We start from the raw sequence: 21,156 nt of genomic DNA, 5'->3' as shown, positions 1-21,156 counted from the left end.
GCGGGCCCCTCCCTCTCCCCGGAGGGGCGAGGGAATTTTTGGAGATTTCTCATGGGTGATTTGGCGAATTCGGTTCGGGGGGAGGGGTCTCTTCGGGTTGGGGGGGAGACTCTTGTTTTGCGGCCTAGCTTTGCGGCGCTTGTCGCAGCGGAAAGCGAGTTGGGGCCATTGTTTGGGCTCGTCGAACGCGCGGCGGAGGGGAAGCTTGGGATCGGGGAGATGGTGGGGCTGTTCTGGCATTGCCTGCGCGAGTGTCCCGAGGGGGTTACGCGGGAGCGGTTGGGAGAGGCTGTCGTCGAGGCGGGGCTGGCGGCGGTGACGCCGGTTTTGCGGGGGCTGTTGCGGCAGATTCTGGCGGGGAAGTGACTTTCGCCGATAGTGCCGGGCGGTTGGCCGGGTTTGCGGGGGCGGTGCTGGGGTGGGCGCCGGAGGTGTTCTGGCAGGCTACGCCGGCGGAATTGGCGGGGGTTGTGGGGGCTTTAGTGGGCGACGTGCAGACGCCGCCGGATGCTTCGACGATCGCGCGGTTGAAGGGGGCTTTTCCTGATGGATGATCTTGATGCGGCTTTGGTGAGCGTCCGGGCGGATACGAGCGGGTTCTCGCGCGACGTCGAGGCGATGCGGGGGGAGTTGGAGGGGGTGCTGGGCGCTGGGGCGGAGCGGGCTGCGCTTCGGTTGGAGGCGGGGCTGTTGCGCGCGGTTCGGTCGGGCAAGCTCGGGTTCGAGGAGCTGAAGGGGGTGGCTCTGTCGGCGCTGGATGCGATTGCGTCGGCGGCGCTGAAGGCTGGGGTGCAGTCGGTGTTGAGTGGTGGGGGTTTGAGTGGGGCGCTGGCCGGATTGGTCGGTGGGCTGCCGGGGCGGGCGACCGGCGGGCCGGTGTCTCCGGGGCGGGCTTATGTCGTGGGGGAGCGGGGGGCGGAGGTTTTCGTGCCTACCTCCAGCGGGCGGGTCGAGACTGGTTCCGGTGGTGGAGTTCGCGAGGTTCGGGTGGCGATCACGGTGAATGCTGCCGCGGGCAGTGCGCCTGGGGTGTTGGCGCAGTCGGGGCGGCAGGTGGCGAGAGCAGTGAAGGCGGCTTTGGCTAGCGAATAGTCCCTCTCCCCGTCGGGGAGAGGGAAGGAGGAGCTCTTGCGACGGGAGGGTGAGGGGCTTTGGGATCAGCGTCCCGAGCCTCACTGCCCCTCTCCCTCCCACGCGCAAGGGCGCGCGGGCCCCTCCCTCTCCCCGGAGGGGCGAGGGAAAGTTGGAGGATCTTATGGCGCATTGGCTTTGCTCGGGGCGGAGTGTGCAGGTCGAGGGGCTTGTTTCTCGGTTCGACCCTCGGTTCTGGACGGTGGATTTTCCTCGGCCGATGATGGCTTCGGTTGTGACTGTCGGCCCTGACGCGCTGCGGGTGGATGCGGTGTTTTATAGGGCGGATGATCTGGCCGGAGTGATCTGGGAGGCGGTGGATCGGTTCGATCATCCTTTGCTCAAGTATGAGACTTCGCGCGATTTTCGGGACTGTCGGCTGCGGTTTCGGTGGCGTTCAAGCGGCGTGATGGCGTTGGATGCCATTAACGGCCCGACCTTGACGATCGAGGGGCGGAATGCGGCGGGGGTGGCTCGGTCCTGGTATGTGCGATTGTGGAATTATGCGGTCGGGACGCCGGAGGATGCGGTCGTTTCGCTCGATTTCGGGGCGATGGTCGGTGGGTTCGACCTGCCCGAGGATAGCGATCCGGTGTGGGCGGGGGATATCGACCGGATGTTCGTGTCGGTGGTGCCGCCGGAATATTCCAAGGTCGATGTTCCGCTGGCTGCGCCGCGCGAGGGGTGGGTCGAGTGGACCGATCTCGTCTGCGAGGGGCCGGGGTCGGTGCTGGCGATCGGCGATGCCGTCGTGCCCGAGCACGGGGTTCGGATCGCGGGCGGGTATGACGACAGTTATAATCTGACGCCGGCGCGGTTGCTGCGGAATGCGCTGCATCTCGGGTATCGGGGGAGCATCACGCAGTATGTCGGGATGAGCCATTATTTCCCGCTCGAGGGGGCAGGGGGCGGGCTCTTTGTGTCGGCGGCGGGGGGCGTTTTGAACGTCGCTTGCGCGGCCTGGCACCGGGATTTTGCGGCGCGGGCGAAGGCGCTCGGGTTCGATGTGATCTGGTCGCTGAGTTACGAGCTGTTCGACGCGCATTGCTGGAACGACTGGAAGCAGCGGGCGGCCGATGGCTCGCCGGCGCTGACGGGGTGGGAGCCGCCTTCGACGTTGCTGTCGCCGGCGCATGGCGGGGCGATGGGCTATCTCCAGGCGGTCGCGCGCGCTTTCATGGCGATTGCGGTGGCGGCGGGGTTGGCGGCGAAGTTCCAGGTCGGCGAGCCGTGGTGGTGGGTGATGCCGGACGGGCGGCCGTGCTTTTACGACGCGAGCGCGGTGGCGGCGTTTGCGCCGGTCGAGATGGCGAGCATTCGGCGGTCGAAGACGCCTGCGCAGATCGCAACGCTGGATGCGGCGGGGGTTTGTCTGGCGTCGTCGACTACGGCGCTGGTGACGGCTGCTAAAGGGGCCGCGCCAGGCTGCGTGTCGCATCTGTTGACGTATTTGCCGACCGTGCTGGAGGCGAAGGCGCCGGAGGCCAAGCGGGCGAACATGCCTGTGGGGTGGGCGAGCCCCGCCTTCGATGTGCTGCAGCTTGAGGATTACGACTGGGTGACGGCGGGGGATTCTGCGTCGTCCGCCGAGGGCGTAGCGGTGGCGTTCGCGCGGCTAGGGTATCCGGTGGAAAGGCAACATTATCTTTCGGGGTTCGTGTTGAAGCCAGATCAAGCCGTGCAGTGGGGGCTGATCGAGGCGGCGGCCGCGGTAGCTCGGGCGCGGGGGGTGGCGGAGACGTTCCTCTGGGCGCTGCCGCAGGTGATGCGGGATGGGTTCGTGCATTTCGATACGGAACAGGAGGATGCCGTGGATGCGTTCGATGACGTGCTGTTTCCATTGGAACTGGGGCGCGAGGCTGAGGTGGCGCCTGAGTTTTCGACCGCGATCCTGACGAGTGCCGGGGGGCGGGAGGCGCGCAATGCGGCCTGGGCGGAGGCTCGGACGTCGTATGATGTCGGGCCGGGGTTGCGGAGCGAGGCGGATATCGGTGTGCTGCTCGCGTTCTTTCGGGCGCGGATGGGGGCGGCGCGGGGGTTTCGGTTGCGGGATCCTTTCGACTTCGACGCGGTGGGGGAGGTCGTCGGGGTTGGCGATGGGGTCTTGCGGCGGTTTGCCTTGGTGAAGTCGTATGGTGCGATGGAGCGGCGGATTACTCGGCCGGTTGGGGGGAGTGTTTCGGTGGCTTTGGGGGGCGTTGGAACCTCCGCGTTTTCCTTGGAGGCTGGGGGGTGGGTGGTGCTGGACGTGGCGCCTGCTGTCGGGGTGGTGGTGACGGCCGAGTTTGCTTTCGATGTGCCGGTTCGGTTTGCTGAGGATCGGTTGAGCGTGGCGCGGGCTACGTTTCTGGCTGGGGTGGCGGCGAGTGTGCCTTTGGTTGAGGTGCGGGAGGCTTAGTTTTCCTCTCCCTGCGGGGAGAGGGAGGGAGGAGCCGCTTGGCGACGGAAGGGTGAGGAGTGGTTGGGATTTGTGTTCCTAGCCTCACTCCCCTCTCCCTCCCACGCGCAAGGGCGCGCGGGCCCCTCCCTCTCCCCGCAGGGGCGAGGGTTCTCTTGGAAGGGAGACGCTCATGTTTTTGGATGCTGAGCTGGCGACGATCGCGTTGTGCTGGCGGATCGAGCGACGGGATGGGGTGGCGGTGGGCTTGACCGCGCATGACCGGGATCTGGTGGTGGACGGGCTGGTGCACCGGGCTGCGCCGGGGATGACGCCTTCGGCGATCCAGCGGGCCGACGGGCTTGAGGCGGATACTATGGATGTGGCGGGGGCTTTGACGTCTGCCGCTATCGGGGAGCGGGATTTGCTGGCGGGGCGCTGGGATGGGGCTCGGGTGGTGCTGTTTGCTGTGGACTGGACCGATCCGGCTTCTCGGGTGGAACTCGGGGAGGGCGTGATCGGGGCGGTCGAGCTGGGGGACGACGGGTTCACGGCCGAGTTGCGGGGGGCGAGTGCGGCACTGGATCGGGCGGTGGTGGAGGAGACTTCGCCGGAATGTCGGGCGGAGCTGGGGGATCGGCGGTGTCGGGCGGCGATGGCGGGGCGGCGGCGGTTTGCCCGGGTGGTCGCGTGCGTGGGGGCGGTGGTGACGCTGGACTCGAGCGCGGAGGGGCTTGGGGGTGGGCTGTTGCGCTGGTTCGGGGGGGCGAACTGTGGATTGGAGAGCGCTGTCGCTCGGGGTACCGGGGTGGCGGTTACTTTGCGGGCGGTGCCTTCGTTCGTCGTGGAGGCGGGGGTGTTGGTCGAGGTCGTCGAGGGGTGTGACAAGAGTCTGGCCACGTGTGCGGGGCGGTTCGGGAATGCGGTAAACTTTCGGGGGGAGCCGTATCTGCCGGGGATCGATCTGCTGACGCGGTATCCTGGGGCTTGAGCCGGGTTGCGGACGCCGCCGTCGCGGCGGTGGGGACTCGGTTTCGGTTGCATGGGCGGGGGGCGGACGGGCTCGATTGTGTCGGGCTGGTCGCGTTGGCACTTCGGGCTGGCGGTTATCTCGGCGAAGTTCCGAGCGGGTATGCGCTGCGGGGTGGCGATTGGGGTTTGCTTGATCGGGTGCTGGTGCGGGTTGCCGAGGCCGAGGCGGGCGACGTGCTGTTGATGGCGGCGGGGCCGGGACAGCTTCATCTTGGGATCAGGACCGTGGGCGGGTTCGTTCATGCGGACGCGGGGTTGCGGCGCGTGGTGGAGCGGCCGGGGATGCCGCCCTGGCCTCTGATCGGTGTGTGGCGGATGGGGGTGTGACATGGCGACCTTGGTATTGACGGCCGTGGGGAGCGCGGTGGGCGGGCCGATCGGGGGCGCGATCGGCGCGTTGATCGGGCAATCGGTGGATCATGCGCTGTTCGGGCCGAAGCGGCGGGAGGGGCCGCGGCTGGTCGAACTGGCGGTGCAGACTTCGTCTTATGGCGCGCAGATTCCGAAATTGTTCGGCACCATGCGCGTGGCGGGGACGGTGATCTGGGCGACCGACCTGATTGAGAGTCGGGCCTCGTCTCGCTCGGGCAAAGGGCAGCCAAGTACGTCCACCTACTCCTATGCGGCGTCTTTTGCGGTGCTGTTGTCGGCTCGGGCTATCCTTGGCGTTGGGCGGATATGGGCCGAGGGGAAACTGCTGCGGGGGGCGGCTGGGGACTTCAAGACGGCGACCGGGTTTCGGTTGCACCTTGGGGGTGAGGATCAGGCGGTGGATCCGTTGATCGCTTCGGCTGAGGGGGCGGCGACGCCGGCGTATCGGGGGGCGGCCTATGCGGTGTTCGAGATGTTGCAGCTGGCGGATTTCGGGAATCGGATTCCTTCGCTGACGTTCGAGGTGATTGCGGACGAGGGTCCGGTGCTGGTGTCGACGATCGCGAAGGTGCTGGCGGGGGAGGTTTCGGGGACGGCGGCGCTGGCGGTGGGCGGGTTCGCGGCGTCCGGCGGGAGCGTTCGGGCGGTGCTGGAGATGCTGGGGCAGGCTGGTGGGGCATGGTTTGCGCCTTCCGGAGCCGGGTTGGTGATGCGGGATGCGGCGGCGACTACCGTTGTCGTGGCGGACGAGGGGTTTGCGGTTGAGGGGAGGGGCGTGCGGCGGGCTCGGGCTGTGGCGGCGATCGAGACGGTGCCGCGGACGATGACGGTTGGGTATTATGATGCGGCGCGGGATTATCAGGCGGGCGTGCAGCGGGCGCGGCGGCCGGGGGCTGGCGTGCGTGACGATCGCGTCGAGGTGCCGGCGGTGCTGGAGGCGGGCGCGGCGAAGACTGTGGCGGAGGCCATGTTGGCGCGGGCTGAGGCTGGGCGGGTGCGGCGGACGATCGCGGCGGGATTCGGGGCGATGGCGATCGCGCCGGGGGCTTGCGTGACGATCGCCGGCGAGGGCGGCGTCTGGCGGGTCGCCGACGTCAGTATCGAGGGGATGGTGACGACGCTGGGGCTGGTGCCGCTGGTGGCGGCGTCGTTGCCGGCGACTGCGACAAGCGGGCGGGTTTCGGGGGCGGTGGATGCGGTCGTCGGCGTGACGATCGTGCGGGCGTTCGAGGTCCCGGGGCTCGAGGAAGCGCCGTTGAGCGCGCCGCGGATGACGGTGGTTGCGGCCGGTACGGGGGCGGCGTGGCGGCAGGCGGCTCTGCTGTACAGCGTCGACGATGGGGTGAGTTGGGTGGCGGCCGGAGTGACGGCTGCGCCTGGGGTGCTTGGGACGATCGCGGTTGTTGCACCGGGGGCGCCGGCTTCGCTGGTCGATCTGCGTGGGGCGTTCGAGGTGGTCCTTGCGCATGCGGAGATGGAGCTGGGGGACGCGGATGCGGCGGCGCTCGATCGGGGTGTGAATTTGGCTCTGCTGGGGGACGAGCTGGTTCAGTTCGGGCGGGCGGAACCGCTGGGTGGCGCGCGGTGGCGATTGAGCGGGTTGCTGCGGGGGCGGCGGGGAACCGAGGCTGCGACTGGCGCGCAAATGACTGGGGATCGGTTCGTGTTGCTCGAGGTGGGGGCGGCTCGGGCGTTCGACTTGCCGGTGTCGGTGCTGGGGCGCGAGGTTCGCGTGATCGCGTCCGGAGTCGGCGATGATGCGCCGGTCGAGACGCGGTGCGTGATGCGCGGGGCTTCGGTGGTGCCGCCTTCGCCGGTGCATCTGCGATTTGCGAGCGAAGCCGATGGTAGTGCCACGGTACGCTGGACGCGGCGGAGCAGGGCAGGGTGGCGCTGGAGCGACGGGGTCGATGCGCCGCTGGCCGAAGAGGTCGAGGCGTACCGGGTGACCGTGACGGCCGGCGGAACTTCGCGCGATGTCGATGTGGCGGAACCCTTTGTCTCGGTGACGGCGGCGGAACGCGTCGGTTCCGTGAGCATCGCAGTTCGGCAGCGCGGCGTGTTCGGGGAGTCGCTCGCGGCCAACCTGATCGTACCGGCGTGATTCACCAACGGGGGAACGAATTATGAGCGACGACCGCACAGCGCGTCTGGCATTGCCGTTGTTGCAGCCTGGCCAGGCGCAAAAGGAAGCGACGCATAACGAGGCGCTGACATTGTTGGATCTCGCGGTGCAGGCGAGCGTAACGGCGGTGGGAACCAATGTGCCGCCCGCCGCACCGACCGCGGGCAGCGCGTGGATCGTCGGGACCGCGCCCACCGGTGGCTGGGCGGGGCAGGCGCGAGCGATCGCCGGGTGGACGGCAAGCGGGTGGCGTTTCCTGGTGCCGCGCGACGGCATGACGGTGTGGAGCATCGCCGATGGACAGTCGGCGCGGTTCGGTGCGGGCGCGTGGACGCTGGGGGTACTGGCCGGAACCAAGGTCTCGATCGGCGGAGTCGACGTGGTGGGTTCGCGTCGTCCGGCGGTTCCCGACCCGACCGGCGGCACCGTCGTCGACGTGCAGTCGAGAGCGACGATTGGTGCCATATTGGCAGCATTGCGGGGGCACGGATTGATTTCCGTCTAGAACACCCTGAAAACTGTGTCGTTCCAGCAACACTTCTAACTTTTGTCAGCTTGCGTGGAAACAAGCCCGAGGATAGGGAGTTTGCGATGTCCGTGTGACACTCATGAAAGGGGATTTATATGCGGAAGCTTGCCGTCGTTCTGGCACTCGCCTCCACCGCACTTGCCACTCCCGCCCTCGCCCGCGACAAGTCGTGGTACGTTGGCGTCGAAGGCGGTGCGATGATCGTTGAAGATATCGATTATGATATCGGCAACCTGAATAAGGCCGGTTCGGTCGATCATGACTATGGTTATGACGTCGATGCGGTCATGGGCTACGACTTTGGTGGTTTCCGTCTGGAAACCGAAGTCGGCTACCGTAAGGCAACCGTGGACGGCTACTCGTCGTCGACGACCACGCCTGTGTTCGGTGCAACCGGCGTTCGTGGCAACGCGGGTGCAGGTAACTACGACTACGCTGGTGGTTCGTCGTCGGCGCTCAGCTTCATGCTGAACGGCCTTCTGGACTTCGGTCCGGACGATGGCATCCAGGGCTTCGTCGGCGGTGGTGTTGGTGTTGCTCGCGTCAAGGCGCAGTACGCTCTCAACAACAACGGCGACTTCCTGAACGACTCGGACACCGTGTTCGCGTATCAGGGCCTGGCCGGTATCCGCGCACCGCTGACCGACCACATCGACGCGACGCTGAAGTATCGTTTCTTCAACGCCGAGAACGTCAAGCTGGTCGACGTTTCGAACCGCGTGTTCGACGGTCGCTATCGTTCGCACAGCATCCTTGGTGGTGTGACGTACAACTTCGGCGAGCCTGCTGCTCCGCCGCCGCCGCCGCCGCCGCCGCCGCCTGAGCCAGTCGCTCCTCCTCCGCCGCCTGCGCCGGTCGAAGTCGTCTGCTCGCCTGGTCCGTTCATCGTGTTCTTCGAATGGGACAAGTCGGACATCACGCCTGAGGCAGCGTCGATCCTCGACAACGCCGTCACGCAGTACCAGTCGTGCGGCAACGCACAGGTCATGCTGGCAGGTCACGCTGATAAGTCGGGTTCGGCATCGTACAACGTCGGTCTGTCGCAGCGCCGCGCAGATGGCGTGAAGGCATACCTGTCTTCGCATGCCATCCCGGACAGCGTCATCTCGACGGAAGCATTCGGCGAGAGCCGTCCGCGCGTCGAGACCGCCGATGGCGTTCGCGAAGTGCAGAACCGTCGCGTGGAAGTCACCTACGGTCCGGGTTCGGGCCAGTAAGACTTTCACCAACCGGCTCTCGGGTCGGTTACGGAATGAAGATCGGGGAGGTCGGCGCAAGCTGGCCTCCCTTTTCTTTTGTGCTTCGCGGGGGGCCAATCGCGAAAGTTCGTGGATTGGGCGAGTGTCGATTTTGTTCGCGCGGAGGCGCGGAGCCGCGGAGAGTAAGGGCGGAGATAAATCGTTCCGGGTAAGCGCATCCGCGGATGCGGCTTTGGATGATCGGCTTCGCCAAGGCGGGGCGATGGCGGAACGCGCTAACCAAGCCGGCTTCTTACTCTCCGCGGCTCCGCGCCTCCGCGCGAACAAAATCAACGCCTGGCCTTTCGCGACGGCGGTGTTTGGCGGAACGGCGATGTATTCACGCAAAGGCGCAAGGCGCGAAGAGGGTTTGCCGGTGGCGGCGTTGGTCGCCTTCTCATGGGATTTTTCAGTACTGTCGCGAGGGCGGCAGGCGCAGCGCTTGGCTGGGGCCGACATCTTTGCGCCTTCGCGCCTTCGCGTAAACACATCTATCGACGCTTCACCGTGGCGGCTCGCGACTATAGTGAGAGCGGACTTAGCGAGGAGATGCAGATGAAACCGCTGATCGGAAGGGACACGCGGCTGTGCATGTCGTTGTCGGCGCGACCGGGGAATTTCGGATCGCGGTTTCATAACCGGCTCTACGAGCTAATCGGGCTCGATTTCGTCTACAAGTCGTTCTCGACCACCGACCTGGAAGCGGCGATCGGCGGGATCAGGGCGCTCGATATACGCGGGTGCGCGATCTCGATGCCGTTCAAGGAGGCGGTGATCACGCTGCTCGACGGATTGGCGCAGTCGGCGAGCGCGATCGACAGCGTGAATACGATCGTCAACGATGACAGCGTGCTTACCGGGCACAACACCGATTACGGCGCGGTCGTCGATCTGGTTGCGGATCTCGATCGAGCGATGCCGTTCGTGGTGCAGGGATCCGGCGGAATGGCGAAGGCGGTCGCGGCCGCGCTAGGCGACAGTGGTTTTCGCGGGGGCACCGTCGTCGCTCGAAACGAGGCGACCGGGCGCGCGATCGCGGATCGCTATGGTTTTGCCTGGACGGCGGAACCTGAAGGTGAGGGGGCGTTGCTCGTCAACGCCACGCCGTGCGGGATGGTTGGGCCGGATGCCGACGTACTGGCCTTTCCACAGGCGATGATCGCGGCCTGCACCGTAGCGTTCGACGTGGTGCAATATCCGGTCGCGACGCCGTTTCTGAAAGCTGCGGGCGAGGCGGGCAAGCGTTGCATCACCGGGGCGGAGGTGGCCACGCTCCAGGCGTTGCAGCAGTTCGTGCTGTATACGGGCGTGACGCCGTCACCGGCTCAGGTAACGGACGCTGCGGACTGGGCTCGCGCGCATCCGTGAGCGAGTCAACCGGTCGACGTTTCCGTTAGCGCAGTGGCCAGCCAGGGCGGAACGATCGCGTCGCCAAGTGCCTCGACGCGGCGATGCTCTACCATCAGGCTGAGTTCGGGATAGGTCACGCGTGTCCGTCCGCTTGGTTCGGTGAACGGCGCGACGATCAGCCTGCGGTTGACCTTCGAGCGGTGGTGCATCCGCGCGGTGTTCTCCTGGCCGACGTAACACCCCTTGGTGAAACTCACGCCATTCAGTTCGCGCGCGTTGCATTCGAGCCAAAGCGTCTCGCCCGCGCCGAGTTCGCCGGCGCCTTCGGTCACGCCGAGCGACAGTCGGTGCGCGTGCCAGTCGGTTGCCGGCTCGGCGGGCGGTCCCAGCCACCGGCGGCCCAGGTCCGCAAGGCGAGGGTCGGGGACACCGCGATCGCCTTTCGGTGCCCAATGGACTGCGAGATCGTCGAGCGCGAATGTGATCGCGCGGCGCAGGCGGTAGAGCGAAAGGCGCTTCGTCAACGCGTCGGCTTGCGCGGCCTCGACGTCGATCAGCACGTCGGTGCCATCGGCCCACAGGATGAAGTCGAACAACACCTTGCCTTGCGGCGACAGCAACGCCGCCCAGGCGGGCGCGTCTGGCGTGAGCAGCGCCGTGTCGGCGGTGACCAGCCCCTGCAGGAAGCCGCGTACGTCTTCGCCGGCGACGCGGATCACGCTGCGGTCGGCGAGCATCGTTCCGGGGAGATCAGTGTTCATCCGTACCACCTAGTGCGTGCGCGGCGATTTCCAACCAAGGGATGATCCCGACCGAAGGCCGCATCCGCCCATGCGACGAAAACCCGCGTCCGTCCGTCTGGCGTCGGGGCACGTCCGCCGATAGGAAGGCGGCATGACCGACCGCCTCACGATCCGCCGCCCCGATGACTGGCACGTCCACCTGCGCGATGGCGCGATGCTGGAGGCGGTCGCGGAGCATACCGCACGGCAGTTTGCGCGGGCCATCATCATGCCGAACCTGACCCCGCCGGTGACCTCGATTGAGGCCGCTAAGGCGTATCGGGGTCGGATCATGGCGGCGGTTGGCGATGCTGCGTTCACGCCGCTGATGACGTGCTACCTCACCGACGGCACCGATCCGGCCGAGCTCGAACGTGGCTACGTCGAGGGCGTGTTCACCGCGTGCAAGCTGTACCCCGCGCACGCCACGACCAACTCCGCGCACGGTGTTACCGACATTCGCGCGCTGACCGGGGTGCTGGAGACGTTGCAGCGGATTGGCATGCCGCTGCTGATCCACGGCGAGGTGACCGACAAGTCGATCGACATCTTCGACCGCGAGGCGGTGTTCGTCGAGCGCGTGCTGACGCCGCTGGTGCGCGACTATCCGGGGCTGAAGATCGTGTTGGAGCATATCACGACGGCCGAGGCGGCTGCGTTCGTGGCCGAGGTGGATCACCCAATCGCGGCGACGATCACGCCGCAGCATCTGCTGATCAACCGCAACGCGCTGTTCGACGGTGGGCTTCGTCCGCACGCCTATTGCCTGCCCGTGTTGAAGCGCGAGACGCATCGGCAGGCGGTGCGGCGCGCGGCGGTGTCGGGGTCGCCGCGCTTCTTCCTGGGGACGGACAGCGCGCCGCATGTCGTAGGTGCAAAGGAATCCGGGTGTGGGTGCGCGGGAATCTTCAACGCACCGTTCGCGCTGGAGGCGTATCTGCGCGTGTTCGACGAGGAGGGGGCGCTCGACAAGTTCGAGGGGTTCGCGTCGGAGCATGGCGCGCGGTTCTACGGGCTGCCGTTGAACGAGGGGACGGTGACGTTGGTGCGTGGCGACGTCGAGGTGCCAGCTTCGATTGGCGCGGGGGATACGGCGGTGGTGCCGTTTCTGGCGGGGACCAATGTCGGGTGGCGGTTCGAGGGGTAAAATTACCTTCGATCGCAGTCTGTCCCCAACGCTCCGTCATCCTGGGCCCGACCCAGGATCCGGAGCCCTGCATGTCGACGTTTGTGGTTCTGGATCCCGACTTTCGCCAGGATGACGGGCGGCTGGGATCTACGGCTGCAGGCCTGCCTTCAGCCGGTCGAGCCACAGCCGCGCTTCCTTCTGCTCGCCTACCGCGCTGGCGCTCACCGGGCCTCGCGCGGCGAAGAAATCGCGGTGGAGTGCGAAGGGTTCGAGCATCAGGCGTTCGCGAATTGAATCGATGTCGCTGCCCATTTCGGTGAGGGTGTCGATCGTCGGGGCGATCGCGGCGCGGACGCGGCGATCCGGGGTGCGGTCGAACAGGCCTAGCGAACCGGCGGCGGTCTTCTCGAGCGCTGCGATCAGCGTTTCGCGGTAGTCGGTTTCGAGGTCTTCACGCTGGGCGTCTAGACGGGCGAGGCGGTCGGGTTTTGCCATTTGCCGGGGGTAGCGTTTGCGGGGCGGGCGTCAACTTTTGGGCTTGGCTTTGGCGTCGCGTCACAAGCGAAGTCGTTGTTTGGGCGCGCGCCGTGGGCAAAGCCCACGTCGTCGGACGGGGCCTTGCCCCGCCGGCCGGGCTTGTCGGAGTCAGCCGGGCGTGGCCGGCTGCCCGACTGCGCCTAAAACGGCAGCCACCTGCTCTTGTGCGTAATATTCATATACCCGACGTTCACACCCGCGCGCCAGCCGACGCCAAGGCGGATGGGGATCAGGACGACGTTGCCGCGCCTCAAGTACGTCGCGGCGAACCCACCGACTAGGTACAGGCGGCCTTCGACTGCTGGGAAGCGTTTGTAGAGTTCTTCGGTGTCGTAAAGGTTGTAGACCAACACGAAGACCTTGTTCGCGTCGCCGCCGACGTCGAAGCCGACCGAAGGACCGGTCCAGTAGACCGGCTGCTGCCCCTCGACCTTGTGGCTCATGATCCCCGAGCCGTAGCGGACGCCGAGGATGAAAGCGCCCGACGCCTCTCGCCCGGCGATGTACGCGTTGGGCCGGCCCTGGTCCTTGAGGATCTTTTCGAGGAGGCCGCCCAGCCCGGCGGCGCCCTTGCCGAACACGCCTTCGCCTGCCGCGAGCAGATCGTCGCGCTCATAGGTATCGGCGGCCTGCATCGTCGCCTCGGCGCGCGTCTCCGGGGGGCGTGTGGTGGTCGTCGTGACGGGCGGCGCGGAGTCCTGGACCGGGATCTCCGGATAGGCGGGGTCCGGTGCGGCCGGGCGCGACGGCTGCGTGGTCGCCTGCGGACGCGAGGGGGGCTGATAGGCGCGCGGCGCGAGATCGCCGTCGATCGCCTGGTTGGGATCGATCGTGCGGACCTGCGCGGACGCGCTCGCCGCGCCACCTACGGCACTCCCGCAAACGGCCGTCGCAATGGCACCAAGGCCAAGCCAGAAGCTACGCATGTCGATCCCCAAACCCATCGCAAACACAGAAGGCGCCCCGAAGCAGGGCCGTCAACCGCTGCGCCACGGGTTAACCCCTAAGCGACGAGTTAACCAGCGCAGGGCTTGCCGTGCAATGAACGATGGGCGCGAGGCTGTCGAATTCGGGCTAATTCGAGTGAATGGCCGGGTAGGCCGGGAGGAAGAGGTGGCCGGGTCCAGAGAATGACGAATAACGCGCTGGACGCCATTACAGGCGTTGCCCCTTCCGCCCACCCTCGCTATAGCCCCGCATCTGCTGCAGCCGGAGACGTGGGTGAGTGGCTGAAACCAGCGGTTTGCTAAACCGCCGTACCGGGTTTACTGGTACCGAGGGTTCGAATCCCTCCGTCTCCGCCATTTTTGCCAAACGCATCGACCCTGCTAGCTGGCGATGTCGCCGAGCCTCGAATGCTGCGGTGGCGGCTATTGGTAACGCCACGTATTGCGGGGCTGTGATCGTTTTGCGGCGTACACCTGCTACTGGTCCACTCCGTTTTCTGACGTTGCATGTCCGTAACTGGATCGACTTATTGCCGAGGACAGATGGCGGATGTCGGTCAGGTACGTTTGTCAGCGCTGGTGATCAGACGGCGGCTATTGGCTGACTCGCTCTTTTGAACGTTTTCGCGCCATTCGCTGACGATGCTGCCTCGTCGAGGGATCGGCACTGCCGGACGGTTCCAGGCGCAGATTTCTTCGAGCCATGCATCGTTGTGAGGGAACGACGCTGCGGCAAATCAGCGCGTTAAATCTAACCGGAAATAAAAACTGGTAGCTCCCGCAGATCCCTTACTCACCGGAAACGTCCGGTCCGGGAAAGACGTGGCTGGACGAACGTTGGCAGGAACCTAGGGTGTCGGCAGCCGGGGGACTGAATTTGACCGTTGTACCAACACTCGAGCCGCTTGCGTATCATCGTGCGGTGGTCGGATACCTGACCACGTCGGAGCCCAAGATCTGGGCGTGGGCGATGGCGCAGGAGACGCGTGGGGAGCAGGTCGAAGAGGTGCGGGCGACGCTGTTGCGGCAGAATTACCGGCTCGACGCCGCGGTGCATCCAGAGATCTACGAAGATTGCCGCGCCGTGCTGGCGGCGCTCGCGGTCGAGGCACCGGTGACGATCTATCAGGCACCCGACAGCACGATGAACGCGGCGCTCTGGTATGTGCCCGGTGAAATCCACCTCGTGCTGTACGGCCCCGTGCTCGAAAAACTGTCGCGCGCGGAGCGTGTCGCGTTGTTCGGTCACGAACTGGCGCACTACAAGCTCTGGTCGATCGAGGGCGGTATCTATCACGTCGCCACCACGGTTCTCGATCATGTACTGGCCTATCCGAACGCAGCCCCCAGCCATGCGGAGACAGCGCGGATCTACCGGCTCTCAACCGAACTTTATGCCGATCGCGGCGGCGCGGTTGCCGCAAACGCCACCGCACCCGCGATCGCGACGTTGGTCAAGACGATGACCGGCTTGCTGAGCGTCGACGCCGAGGCGTATCTGCGACAGGCGGCCGAACTGGAGGCGACCAAGCCGGTGGCGGAGGGCGTCACGCATCCGGAGATTTTCCTGCGCGCGCAGGCGCTCGACAAATGGTGGCGGGCGGACGTCGACCTGGAGGATTGGCTGACCGAACGCATCCGCGGGCCGCTGTCGATCGCGACGCTGGACCTGCTGCGACAGCAGGACATGACCGCGATGACGCGCGCCGTCCTCGCCACGCTTGCCAAGGACCCGGCGGCGAGGGGCGAGGCGGTAGCGGCGCAGCTGCGGCGCTATTTCCCAGACTGGGGACCCGACGAGACACCGATCGACGCCGCCGCGCTGGCTCCCGCCAGGATCGATGCGGCAACGCGTGAGTATCTGATCGCGCTCAGCTTCGATCTGGCGATGGCCGATCCCGACGACCGCGATGCGATGCTCGTGGCCGGTGCTCGGCTCGCCCAGGACTATGACGGGCTCGCTGCGTTTCGCGAGGCGCTCAAGCGCGATCTCAAGATGAACCGGCAAGCGATCACCCGCCTCCTCGCGCCGCTCGACAAGGTTTCTGCATGACCCAGCCCGTCTCGATGCAGCCCGTCGTTACGCTGCGCCAGCGTCTGGCCGCCGATGGCGGTAGCGTGCCGTCCGAGGATCTGTTGCGCGCGGTGCTGCCGTTGATGCGCGAGGTCGGCGCGCTGCACGCGCGCGGACTGGTCGCGGAGCTTGGCGACGAGGCGGTAGTCGATCGCGATGGCGAACTCGCGCTTGCCCGTCCCGATGGGCGTGCGCCGCAACTGAACGAAGCGGGCATCCGTGCTGCGCAGCCGCGCGTCTCGTCGGCGTTGCGGGTGGTCGGCGAATACCGAGTGACCACCGACATCGATACGGGATCGCAGGTCGACGATCTGCGCGCCGGTATTCCAGACGGGGAAAGATCTGGTGCGGAACCGTCGGACGCGGTGAATCCCGCATACCAGATCGGCTATCGGAGCTGGGAGGAGCAGGTCGGCCATCACGACGAGCAGACCGATATCTTCTCGATCGGACTGATTCTCGCCAGCCTCGCGTGCGGGCTCGACTTCAACGACGAGACCGACGTCAAGCGCTTCTCCGCCGACCAGGGCAATCTGTTCAGGCTTAACGGCGCGTTGCATCCGGTGATCGCGTCGCTGATCGGCGAGATGGCCGCGCTCAACCGGCACGAACGCGCCAGCGACCTGATGGCGGCGGCAAGCCGGCTGGAAGACTATCGCGATCAGCCGGTCGGGCTGGATGTGAACCGCGTTCTGGCGGGGGCGACCGGCGTGCCGAGCCGCCGCGCGGCTGTCCTCGCGCATCTGCGCGATCGGCTGTTCGACCTGTCGCGCCGCAACCGCCTGATCCATTTCCGCCCGACCCAGGCGACGGTGAACCTGACCGTCGCCAGCGTACCGATGGTGATGCGTCTCGAATCGATCCGTGCCGAACAGCTCTGCACCTGGGATGGCAAGTTCGCCGCCGAGGTTCTGGGCGGCGGCAAGGTCAGCCTCGCGAAATGGCTGCGGTTCGAGGACCAGACCTATCTGCCATCGGCGTTCGACCGAGTCATTCAGGAGACGCGCCGTGATCGTGCCGAATATGGCTTCAGCCATCTCCGGCTCGTCGTCGCCTATCTGCATTGGCACAATCTGAAGGAGTCGCCGGACGAACGCATCCAGTCGCCGTTGCTGTGGCTGCCGGTCGAGGTCGCCAAGCAGAAAGGCGTGCGCGATCAATATTCGTTGCAGATTGCCGACACCGAGGCCGAGTTCAATCCGGCGCTTCGCCATTACCTGCGGCAACTCTACGACATCCAGCTGGCCGAGCGGGTCGATCTGTCGCAGACGTCGATTGCTGAAATCCAGGCGGACCTACTCGCGCAGATCCAGCGCACCGAGCCCGGCGTGGCGCTCGCGTTGAAGACAAAGCCGGAAATTCAGCTGATCCACCAGAAGGCCGTCCAGCGGTTGCGTGTGTTCCAGCGTCGTCGCGGCGTAACGTCCGGCAGCCAGGGGATCACGCGACCCGAGTTCAGCTACGATCGCGACGATTACCGGCCGCTCGGGCTCGCCTTGTTCGAGAAATACGTGAAGCCGAGCCCGCTGCCCCAGCGGATTGCGGTGGGGGCGGCGATGCCGCCACGGCCCGATCGCATGGCGGCGGAGGCCGAAGCGACGTCCTTCGCGCTGGCCGGTGGCGAAGGTCACCGGTTCTCGTGGGAGATCGACCTGACGCAGGTCACGCTGGCGAATTTCAACTACAAGAAGATGTCGCTGGTGCGCGACTATACCCAGCTGATCGACGACCGGGTCACGCCGCCGTCGTTCGACACGGTGTTCTCGATCGAGCCGCGCCCGATCGAGGCCTCGCCGCCGCCACCGCTCGCACCGTCCGACCTGTGGAGCGTAGTGCCCGCCGATGCGACGCAGGAGGCGGCGGTCTCGATGGCGCGGACCGGGCGCAGCTTCATCATCCAGGGGCCGCCCGGCACCGGCAAGTCGCAGACCATCACCAACCTGATCGCGGACTATGCCGCGCGCGGCAAACGCGTGCTGTTCGTGTGCGAGAAGCGCGCCGCGCTCGACGTGGTGTTCAACCGGTTGAAACAGGCCGGGCTCGACCGGTTGGCGTGCCTGATCCACGATTCGCAGGAGGACAAGAAGAGCTTCGTCCTCGATCTGAAGGATTGCTACGAAAGCTGGAACAAGGCCGACGATGCGATCGACCGTCATCGCGCCACCCGCGATCGGACGGTCGCGGCGCTGTCGAAGCATCTCGGCCGGATCGCGGCGTTCGATCGGGCGATGGCGCATCTGCCGACGGACTCGACGGTCACGCTGCGGGCGATGATCCGACGAATGCTCGCGCTGCCCGAGCCGACCGAGGCCGATCCCGTGACCCGCGAGCGCTTGCCGACACTGGTGGAATGGGACGCAAATCGGGCCTTGGCGGATCGCATCCACCGGACGGTCAGCGACGCGTTTGGTCTCGACAGCCTCGCCGAGCATCCGTTCGCCAGACTGTCCCCGGCGACGGTCGCCGACGAGCGATGCTATGCGCAGGTGTCGGCGATGGTCGCGGAGGGCGAGCAGCTGTTCGACCGGATCGATCCTATGCTGGAGGACGACGGCACCCTGGTGTCGGGGGATACCAGCCTGGCGGATGCGCTCGTCGTGGTGCGATCGGCATCGGCAGCGGTGCAGACGAACCTTGCGGGCAACCTCGATCTGCTCGACCCGACCTCGGCCGCGTCGCGCGAGTTTCGCGACGCCAGCGCCGCGTGTGTCGCAGCTGCGTCGAAACATGGCGCAGCGGCGGACGCGGCAGGGCATTGGACCGATCCGCTATCGCCCGAGGACGCGGATGCCGCGCTCGATCAGGCGCGTCGACAGGAGCCGGGCTTTTTCAAGTTCCTGAGCGGAAGCTGGAACCGCCTCAAGCGCACGATCCACGAACGCTACGATTTCTCGGCGCACGCCGTCGAACCCAGCATCACCGTCGTGCTCGAACGGCTGGTGGCACGCCAAGCCGCGGCGGCAGAAGACGCCGCTGCGCGCGCTGCGCTGAACGCGCGGTTCGGAACCGACGATGCCGATGCGCTGGCCGCACTGCGTGACAGGTGGTCCGACGATGCGGCGCCGATGCTCGTCCGCCGCCTGGTCGCTCATGCGCAGGCTTCCGCGGATCCGGCCGCAACGCTCGTACGGGAAGCGCGCGCTACCACCGCCATAGAATCGCTCGCCGCGCTATGCGATAGTCATCTCGTCGATGGCCAGGTGATGACGTTAAGCGCGCTGGCCGAGGCGATGCGCGACATGCGCGAGGGCCTCGACGATCTGCCCGACCTGTTGCCACTGCTACGGGCAGCGGATCAGGCGGGGCCGCGGGTGGCCTTCGCCTTGCGAACGATGACGCTCGATCCGGCGCGTATCGAAGCGCTCGTGCTCGACGAGGCGATCACCCACGCGTTGCGGGCGGAGCCGGCTCTATTCCGGTTCGACGCCGCGCAACTCGCGTCGAGCGCGCGCCGGGTCGCGCGCGCCGGCGAGATCCTCCAGGACGACAACGCCGCCTGCATCCGCGCCAGCGCGCAGCGCAAGTTCCGCGATCACGTCCGCCAATCGACGCTGTCGGTGACGCAGCTCGATGGCGCCGGGCGCGAGGCGAAGAAGATATACGCGACCGGGCGGCGCGAGCTGGAACACGAGTTCGGCAAGACCATGCGCTATCGTTCGATCCGCGACCTGTCCGACGACGAGACCGGCGTGGTGGTCAACGACCTGAAGCCGGTATGGCTGATGAGTCCGCTATCGGTATCGGACACGCTGCCGCTCCAGGCGGACCTGTTCGACGTCGTGATCTTCGACGAGGCCAGCCAGATCCCGATCGAGGAAGCGGTGCCGGCGCTCAGCCGCGCGCCGCAGATCGTCGTCGTCGGCGACGAGATGCAGCTGCCGCCCACCAGCTTCTTCGCCGCCGTGCGCGATGAGGACGAGATGCAGGTCACCGCGGAAGAAGACGGCCAGACGATGGCGATCCTGCTCGATGCCGCCAGCCTGCTCGCCCAGGCGGCGCGAAGCCTGCCGGCGACGTTGCTCGCCTGGCATTATCGCAGCCGCTCCGAAGCGCTCATCAGCTTCTCCAATGCGGCGTTCTACGATGGCCGGCTGGTCACCATTCCCGACCGGACGATCGCCGAGACCGGCGCGTCGCCGACGGCGGTGCGATCGGACGACGAGAGCGCGCCGGTCGATAGCGTCGATCGACTGCTGGAGCGCGCGATCAGTTATCACCCGGTCGCCGACGGGCTGTACGACAAGCGCGCGAACCTTCCCGAGGCGCGCTTGATCGCGGCGATGGTCCGCGACCTGCTTGGCCGCGAAACCGGGCTTAGCATCGGCATCGTCGCGTTTTCCGAGGCGCAGCAGACCGAAATCGAAAACGCGCTCGATGCGCTTGCCGCGGAGGATCCGGCGTTCGCCGCGCTGATCGAGGCGGAATATGTCCGGGAAGACGACGGCCAGGTGAACGGGCTGTTCGTCAAGAATCTCGAAAACGTCCAGGGCGACGAGCGCGACGTGATCCTGCTGAGCATCTGCTACGCGCCCGATCGCGCTGGGCGGATGGCGATGAACTTCGGCCCGATCAACCAGCGCGGCGGCGAAAAGCGCCTCAACGTGATCTTCAGCCGCGCGCGGCATCACATGGCGATCGTGTCCACCATCCGCGCCGAGGCGATCACGAACACGCACAACGACGGCGCGCGTGCGCTCCGGACGTTCCTGTCGTTCGCCGAAGCGCAGGCGCGGGGCGACGGACCGCACGGCCAGGCCATTCTCGCCACGCTCAATCCCGAAGCGCAGCGCATCTTTTCCCGCGCGCCGGCGCCGGACCCGCTGCGCGATGCCCTTGCCGCGACGCTGCGCGCGCGCGGCCATGTCGTCCAGGAATATGTCGGCAGCGCCAGCTTCCGCTGCGATCTCGCGATCGTCGCGCCCGACGGCAGGAGCCACGCGCTGGCCATCCTGCTCGATGGAGACGCAGGCGATGCGATCGCCGATCGCTACGTGTTCCAGCCGACGATCCTGCGGCGCTTCGGCTGGCGGGTGATCGATATTCCCTCGCATGCCTGGCTCCGCCAACCGGAGGCGGTGATCGCGCAGATCGAGGCGGCGTTGCGCGGCGACGAGAACGCCGTCGACGACGATCCGTTCGAGCGGGGATCGGCGTTGCCGCTACCCGTCTTACCCGTACCGTCCCCTGTCCCGGAAGCGCCTGCGGGAGAGACGTCGGCGGAGGGCTTCACCACGTTCGAATTTACCCAAGGGGCGTCCGACAAGTTCTGGAAGATCGCGGTAAACGGCGCCGAAGTCACCGTCGTCTACGGCCGGCGCGGCACCAAGGGCAGTTCCGTCGTCAAGACCTACGAGACGCCCGAACGCGCCGCCCGGGAAGCGAACAAGCTGACGCTGGAAAAGACACGCAAGGGGTATGTCGAGACCTCTTGAGGCAGGTCTCTTGCCTGATGCTGTTCGAACCGGGCCGTCACGGCGAGCGCAATGTTGCGGCAATACAGAAGGACCATATCGGAGGTTGATGCGCGATCTTC

General features: G+C 66.6%; 16 protein-coding genes and 1 tRNA gene. 14 read left to right on the top strand and 3 right to left on the bottom strand.

Annotation, left to right across the window (positions count from 1 at the left end):
* Positions 1 to 51: 51 nt before the first annotated feature.
* From ASE69_RS07110 to ASE69_RS07065, 10 genes are all read left to right on the top strand, one after another.
* Entirely contained in the window at positions 52 to 366 is a 315-nt protein-coding gene (locus ASE69_RS07110; protein WP_056484729.1) for a gene transfer agent family protein, read from the top strand.
* Positions 363 to 554, top strand: a complete 192-nt coding sequence (locus tag ASE69_RS07105) for a phage tail assembly chaperone (protein WP_056484727.1) — start codon at positions 363 to 365, stop codon at positions 552 to 554. Before ASE69_RS07110 ends, ASE69_RS07105 begins: the two co-directional genes overlap by 4 nt.
* Complete coding sequence (locus tag ASE69_RS07100; protein ID WP_082452961.1) at positions 544 to 1,092, top strand: tail tape measure protein; 549 nt, start codon at positions 544 to 546, stop codon at positions 1,090 to 1,092. Before ASE69_RS07105 ends, ASE69_RS07100 begins: the two co-directional genes overlap by 11 nt.
* Positions 1,093 to 1,255: 163 nt before the next feature.
* Positions 1,256 to 3,529, top strand: coding sequence for a DUF2460 domain-containing protein (locus tag ASE69_RS07095; RefSeq protein WP_056484725.1), 2,274 nt, complete (start codon positions 1,256 to 1,258; stop codon positions 3,527 to 3,529).
* Positions 3,530 to 3,701: 172 nt separating this feature from the next.
* Positions 3,702 to 4,499 carry a DUF2163 domain-containing protein gene (locus ASE69_RS07090; RefSeq protein WP_056484723.1) on the top strand — a complete coding sequence of 266 codons (798 nt, stop codon included), beginning with the start codon at positions 3,702 to 3,704 and terminating at the stop codon, positions 4,497 to 4,499.
* On the top strand, positions 4,496 to 4,867 hold the full coding sequence (locus tag ASE69_RS07085) for a hypothetical protein (RefSeq protein ID WP_056484721.1): 372 nt from the start codon (positions 4,496 to 4,498) through the stop codon (positions 4,865 to 4,867). Before ASE69_RS07090 ends, ASE69_RS07085 begins: the two co-directional genes overlap by 4 nt.
* Position 4,868: 1 nt before the next feature.
* On the top strand, positions 4,869 to 7,016 hold the full coding sequence (locus ASE69_RS07080; protein ID WP_056484719.1) for a phage tail protein: 2,148 nt from the start codon (positions 4,869 to 4,871) through the stop codon (positions 7,014 to 7,016).
* 22 nt (positions 7,017 to 7,038) lie between these two features.
* Complete coding sequence (locus ASE69_RS07075; protein WP_056484717.1) at positions 7,039 to 7,542, top strand: DUF2793 domain-containing protein; 504 nt, start codon at positions 7,039 to 7,041, stop codon at positions 7,540 to 7,542.
* 119 nt (positions 7,543 to 7,661) lie between these two features.
* Entirely contained in the window at positions 7,662 to 8,783 is a 1,122-nt protein-coding gene (locus ASE69_RS07070) for an OmpA family protein (RefSeq protein ID WP_056484715.1), read from the top strand.
* A 570-nt stretch (positions 8,784 to 9,353) separates the two neighbouring features.
* Positions 9,354 to 10,172 carry a shikimate 5-dehydrogenase gene (locus ASE69_RS07065; RefSeq protein ID WP_056484713.1) on the top strand — a complete coding sequence of 273 codons (819 nt, stop codon included), beginning with the start codon at positions 9,354 to 9,356 and terminating at the stop codon, positions 10,170 to 10,172.
* A 5-nt stretch (positions 10,173 to 10,177) separates the two neighbouring features.
* Here ASE69_RS07065 and ASE69_RS07060 read toward each other — a convergent pair whose 3' ends face one another.
* Positions 10,178 to 10,915, bottom strand: coding sequence for a YgfZ/GcvT domain-containing protein (locus ASE69_RS07060; protein WP_056484711.1), 738 nt, complete (start codon positions 10,913 to 10,915; stop codon positions 10,178 to 10,180).
* 133 nt (positions 10,916 to 11,048) lie between these two features.
* Here ASE69_RS07060 and pyrC point away from each other — a divergent pair, with 133 nt between their 5' ends.
* Entirely contained in the window at positions 11,049 to 12,083 is a 1,035-nt protein-coding gene (gene pyrC / locus ASE69_RS07055; RefSeq protein ID WP_056484709.1) for a dihydroorotase, read from the top strand.
* Between the two features lie 129 nt (positions 12,084 to 12,212).
* Here pyrC and ASE69_RS07050 read toward each other — a convergent pair whose 3' ends face one another.
* Positions 12,213 to 12,560 carry a hypothetical protein gene (locus ASE69_RS07050; RefSeq protein ID WP_056484707.1) on the bottom strand — a complete coding sequence of 116 codons (348 nt, stop codon included), beginning with the start codon at positions 12,558 to 12,560 and terminating at the stop codon, positions 12,213 to 12,215.
* A 182-nt stretch (positions 12,561 to 12,742) separates the two neighbouring features.
* Positions 12,743 to 13,528: a DUF1134 domain-containing protein gene (locus tag ASE69_RS07045; RefSeq protein WP_056485254.1), complete on the bottom strand. Its 786-nt coding sequence runs from the start codon at positions 13,526 to 13,528 to the stop codon at positions 12,743 to 12,745.
* 285 nt (positions 13,529 to 13,813) lie between these two features.
* Here ASE69_RS07045 and ASE69_RS07040 point away from each other — a divergent pair.
* The 3 genes from ASE69_RS07040 to ASE69_RS07030 all read left to right on the top strand — a co-directional run bounded on the left by ASE69_RS07040 (position 13,814) and on the right by ASE69_RS07030 (position 21,055).
* Positions 13,814 to 13,906: transfer RNA gene (locus ASE69_RS07040), tRNA-Ser, on the top strand.
* A 520-nt stretch (positions 13,907 to 14,426) separates the two neighbouring features.
* Positions 14,427 to 15,602 (top strand): M48 family metalloprotease, encoded by a 1,176-nt coding sequence (locus ASE69_RS07035; RefSeq protein ID WP_156362218.1) that lies wholly within the window; start codon positions 14,427 to 14,429, stop codon positions 15,600 to 15,602.
* Positions 15,599 to 21,055, top strand: a complete 5,457-nt coding sequence (locus ASE69_RS07030; RefSeq protein ID WP_056484706.1) for an AAA domain-containing protein — start codon at positions 15,599 to 15,601, stop codon at positions 21,053 to 21,055. Before ASE69_RS07035 ends, ASE69_RS07030 begins: the two co-directional genes overlap by 4 nt.
* The last annotated feature ends 101 nt before the right edge of the window (positions 21,056 to 21,156 follow it).

Source organism: Sphingomonas sp. Leaf208, assembly GCF_001421415.1.
Lineage (GTDB): Bacteria > Pseudomonadota > Alphaproteobacteria > Sphingomonadales > Sphingomonadaceae > Sphingomonas.
This window is presented reverse-complemented; position numbering and strand designations above follow the sequence as displayed.

Coding starts and splice junctions, on each gene's coding strand:
- ASE69_RS07030 (WP_056484706.1), top strand. CDS start 15,599: ATGACCCAGCCCGTCTCGATGCAGCCCGTCGTTACGCTGCGCCAGCGT.
- ASE69_RS07080 (WP_056484719.1), top strand. CDS start 4,869: ATGGCGACCTTGGTATTGACGGCCGTGGGGAGCGCGGTGGGCGGGCCG.
- ASE69_RS07075 (WP_056484717.1), top strand. CDS start 7,039: ATGAGCGACGACCGCACAGCGCGTCTGGCATTGCCGTTGTTGCAGCCT.
- pyrC (WP_056484709.1), top strand. CDS start 11,049: ATGACCGACCGCCTCACGATCCGCCGCCCCGATGACTGGCACGTCCAC.
- ASE69_RS07090 (WP_056484723.1), top strand. CDS start 3,702: ATGTTTTTGGATGCTGAGCTGGCGACGATCGCGTTGTGCTGGCGGATC.
- ASE69_RS07110 (WP_056484729.1), top strand. CDS start 52: ATGGGTGATTTGGCGAATTCGGTTCGGGGGGAGGGGTCTCTTCGGGTT.
- ASE69_RS07065 (WP_056484713.1), top strand. CDS start 9,354: ATGCAGATGAAACCGCTGATCGGAAGGGACACGCGGCTGTGCATGTCG.
- ASE69_RS07060 (WP_056484711.1), bottom strand. CDS start 10,915: ATGAACACTGATCTCCCCGGAACGATGCTCGCCGACCGCAGCGTGATC.
- ASE69_RS07070 (WP_056484715.1), top strand. CDS start 7,662: ATGCGGAAGCTTGCCGTCGTTCTGGCACTCGCCTCCACCGCACTTGCC.
- ASE69_RS07045 (WP_056485254.1), bottom strand. CDS start 13,528: ATGCGTAGCTTCTGGCTTGGCCTTGGTGCCATTGCGACGGCCGTTTGC.
- ASE69_RS07050 (WP_056484707.1), bottom strand. CDS start 12,560: ATGGCAAAACCCGACCGCCTCGCCCGTCTAGACGCCCAGCGTGAAGAC.
- ASE69_RS07095 (WP_056484725.1), top strand. CDS start 1,256: ATGGCGCATTGGCTTTGCTCGGGGCGGAGTGTGCAGGTCGAGGGGCTT.